This window comes from Protofrankia sp. Cr1 (assembly GCF_963555865.1).
Lineage (GTDB): Bacteria > Actinomycetota > Actinomycetes > Frankiales > Frankiaceae > Protofrankia.
Genome location: NZ_CAUVXO010000043.1, coordinates 21,189 through 24,995 on the forward strand (window position 1 = coordinate 21,189; position 3,807 = coordinate 24,995).

At 70.7% G+C, this 3,807-nt stretch carries 2 protein-coding genes; both read left to right on the forward strand.

What is annotated here, in order from left to right; translation table 11 throughout:
• On the forward strand, positions 1-2,134 hold a 2,134-nt coding region (locus U9980_RS06525), incomplete at its 5' end, for a transglutaminaseTgpA domain-containing protein (RefSeq protein WP_322767110.1).
• The gene (locus tag U9980_RS06530; RefSeq protein ID WP_322767111.1) at positions 2,131-3,642 is read left to right on the forward strand and encodes a serine/threonine-protein kinase; all 1,512 of its coding nucleotides are present in this window, start codon (positions 2,131-2,133) and stop codon (positions 3,640-3,642) included. The genes U9980_RS06525 and U9980_RS06530, both read left to right, overlap by 4 nt.
• The last annotated feature ends 165 nt before the right edge of the window (positions 3,643-3,807 follow it).

A 3,807-nucleotide genomic window follows, 5' to 3' on the forward strand; every position in this document is an offset into this window, starting at 1 on the left:
TGTGGCCCGCCGTCGCCGGGTGCCGTTACTGCTGTCCGTGCTGGCATGGGCCGGGCTGTGGCTGGCCGTGGTGGCGTTGACCCTGTTCCGGCACGGTTCGCCGGACGTGCCCGCTGTGCTGCCCGCCGTCGGCGACGGACTGCTCAACGGCTGGGCCCGGCTGCTGGAGGTGACGCTGCCGGCGCCGAACTCCCCGGATCTGCTGGTGGTGCCCCAAGCGCTGACGTGGCTGGCGGCCGGTGCCGGTGCGGAACTGGTGGCCAGGACGCGGACGACGCTGCTGCCGATCGTCCCGGCGGTCGTGGTCTTCGCGGTCGGAGTGACACTGACCGTGCCCGGACCGGGCTCGAACCTCCCCGTCGCGGCCGGTCTGGTGGTGGCCGCCGGACTGCTCGCGTTGTACCGCCACGCCGAAGCGCGGCCGTCGACAACCGCTGGCAGTCGCGCTGGCAGTCGCGGTGGCAGCCGCGCCAGGCCAGGATCAGCGCCGGCGTCGGGATCGTTTCCGGGTCGGGCGGTGATCGGGCTGTCGGTGGCGGTGCTCGTCGCCGCGGCCGCCGCACTCGTCGGTCCCCGCCTGCCGCCGGTGCACGGCCGCGGCCCCTACGACGTGCGTGCCGAACGCGCGGTGTCGCTGTACCCGAGGGCCACGGTCAGTCCATTGGATGAGGTCGCGGCCTGGCTCGGCAGTCCGGGCCGGCGGCTGTTCACCGTGCGTACGTCACCGTCACCGTCACCGTCACCGTCACCGCCCGTGTCGGCGTCGGCGTCGGCGAACATCCAGCTGGCTGTACTCGACCGTTTCAACGGCCAGTCCTGGACGTCCTCGGCCCGTTTCTCCCCGGCCGGACGCCGGATTCCGGCGGTGTCCGGGGAGCCGGCGCGTACCGGAGAGATACGACAGGACGTGGAAATCGACGGTCTGGACGGCGTCCTGCTGCCGGCCATGGACCGTCCGGTCCGGCTCGACGGGACGGGTCTGGCTGTCGATGTCGGCAGCGGCGCCCTGCTCAGTACCGTCCCGCTGCATCCCGGCCGCCGGTACACGGTGACGTCGGCGCCGCAGGCCATCCCGGACCAGGCGGTGCTCGCCTCCCTGCGGCCGGCCACCGGAGCCGACGCCGACGCGGCCCGTTACCTGCCGCCGGGCCTGCCCGAGCTGGTGCGGGACGCGGCCCGGGAGGCGTCCACCGGGGCGGGTACCCCGTTCCAGCAGGCATACGCGCTGGAGCAGTACCTGCGCACCAACTTCACCTACGACCGGACCGCGCCCGCCGGCCACACCTACGGACACCTGAGCTACTTCCTGACCAAGAACAGCGGGACCGGCACGTCCGAGCAGTTCGCGACGGTGTTCGCGGTGGCCGCCCGGACACTGGGCCTGCCCAGCCGGGTCGTGGTCGGGTTCACCCTGCCCGGTGGGCCGGCGAGCACGGCTACCGACACCGTGGACGTGCACACCGGCGACGTGCTGGTCTGGCCGGAGATCGACTTCGCGGGTGTGGGCTGGCTGGCGTTCTACCCGACGCCCAAGCAGGGGCAGAGCAGCGGTGGCAAGGTCGCGTCGTCGGCGCAGGGGGAGTCCACCGACCGGGAGCAGCGGGTCGGTGCCGCGGCGGCCGTGCCCGTGCAGCATCCGACGTCACTACCACCGGCCCCGCCACCTGATCATCACACTCCGTTGTCGGCGTATGCGGGACTGGCCTTCGGCGGTGTCGTGATCGTTGTTGTCGTCGGCTACCTGGCGGTCGCCGTGGGGGCTCCGGTGGCGCGCCGCCGGCGGCGACGGTCGGCGCGCACCTCCCGGGAGCGGGTGGTCGGCGCCTGGCACAGCACGGTCGACGTGCTGGCGGGCGCAGGCATAGCCATCCCGGCCGCGTCGACCCCGGTCGAGACGGTCAGGCTCGCGCCAGCCGCGATCGGGGACAGCGGCCGGGCGTCGCTGCTGACGCTCGCGAACCTTGCCACCACGGCTCTCTTCGCCGCGGATGGAAGCACCACCGTCGAGGCGGACGCGGCATGGTTCCACGAGAAATACCTGCGCACCCGGCTGCGGCGGGCCGTGCCGGCACAGCGGCGGATGATGGGACGGCTCGCGCCCAGCCGGGTCGTCCGAGGCGGGAGACATCGATGATTCCCGGTTACGAGTCTTTCACGGCGATCGCGCAGGGCGGGTTCAGTACCGTCTACTCCGCCTATCAGGTCGGTCTGGACCGCACTGTCGCCATAAAGGTGATCAATGCCGATCTTCGGGACTCCGCCGCGGAACGACGGTTCACCAGAGAATGCCGGGCAACCGGGCGCCTCACCGGCCATCCGCACATCATCACGATTTTTCAGACCGGCTCGACCCGGGAGCGGCGTCCGTTCATCGCCATGCAGTATCTGGCCCGCGGCTCGGTTTCCGACCGGCTCCAGCAGGCCGGGCCGATACCGGTACACGAAACCCTTCTCATCGGCGCGAAAATCGCCGGGGCAATGCACGCCGCGCACGGTGCCGGAATCATCCACCGGGATGTCAAACCCGGCAACATTCTGCTCAGTGGCACCGATGAACCGGTCCTCAGCGATTTCGGTATCGCCAGCCTGACGGGTATGGAAGGCTCAACGAGCCAGGAGGCCTTCACGCCGTCCTATACCGCCCCGGAAATTCTGCAGGGGGAGGAACCGTCGGTCGCAACCGACGTCTACGCGCTGGGCGCTACCTTGTTCACCATGTTGGCGGGGTCGCCGCCGTTCGGTTACCGCCGGGGCGACAACCCTGCCAGTATCGTGCTACGGGCACTGACCCAGGACGTTCCCGCGCTGCCCCGCGGTGACGTGCCCGAATCCGTGGAGAACCTGCTGCGGACGGCGCTCGCGCGCGACCCGGCGCAGCGCCCGCCCACCGCCGACGCCTTCGCCGCCGACCTCCGCCAGCTGTATGGCCGCCTCGGCCACACCGTCCCGCGGATACCACCGGAACCGGTCGGCACACCTGAGGACGTCGTAACGCCTGAAGACATTGTTTCGCCGGATGATGTCCGAGGGCAGGTCGGCCCGCCAGCGGATGCCACCGCTACACCTGATGACGCGGCACCCCTGGCTGCGGCCGGTGAGACAACCCGCTCCCGGCCGCGCCGCCCGGCACCTCCGAAGCCTGCCGCAGAGCCGTCGGACGAGACCCGTGCGTCGAAGCGGCGGCGGATTCTGCTGATGACCGGGGCGGCCACCATCGCGATCATTGTGTTACTTGTAGTGATGGCCATTCGTGCCCCGCAGCGGTCCAACCCGACGCCGTCTCCGTCGGCCTCGGCGGGGGCTGCATCCCCCACGCTGGCGTCCACGCCAGCGCCTGCTCCCTCTGAGGATCTTCAGGCTGCCCGTCCGAGCACTCCAGATGTCACCGACATGGGCACAGTCGTCACACTGAGATGGCGAAACGGGTCGCGGCCCGCCAATCTGGTAGTGCAGACGGCGGCTCCGGCGGACTCACGTCAGGTACCGGTGCAGCCGTTGCCCGTTGGCGCGGCCGTCACCGAGATTCCTGATCTCGACCCCGCGCGGGGCTACTGCTTCCGGGTCGGCGCCGTGCTCGCCGTCAGCTCCTACGCCTGGTCCGACTACCGCTGCATCCGCGGCGCCACCCCACCCCGGCCCTGACCCCACGCGGCCTGCCGGGGGTGCGATTCCCCGGCTGACGGGGGTTCCGGACCGGTATCTTCAGGGTTTTTCGGCCTCGGCACGGCAGTCGTCCTCAATAGACGATTCACTCGCAGGTCCGGAGCCGCTGGCGTTACGGGCAACCACTCTCCAGGTCGGGTTGTA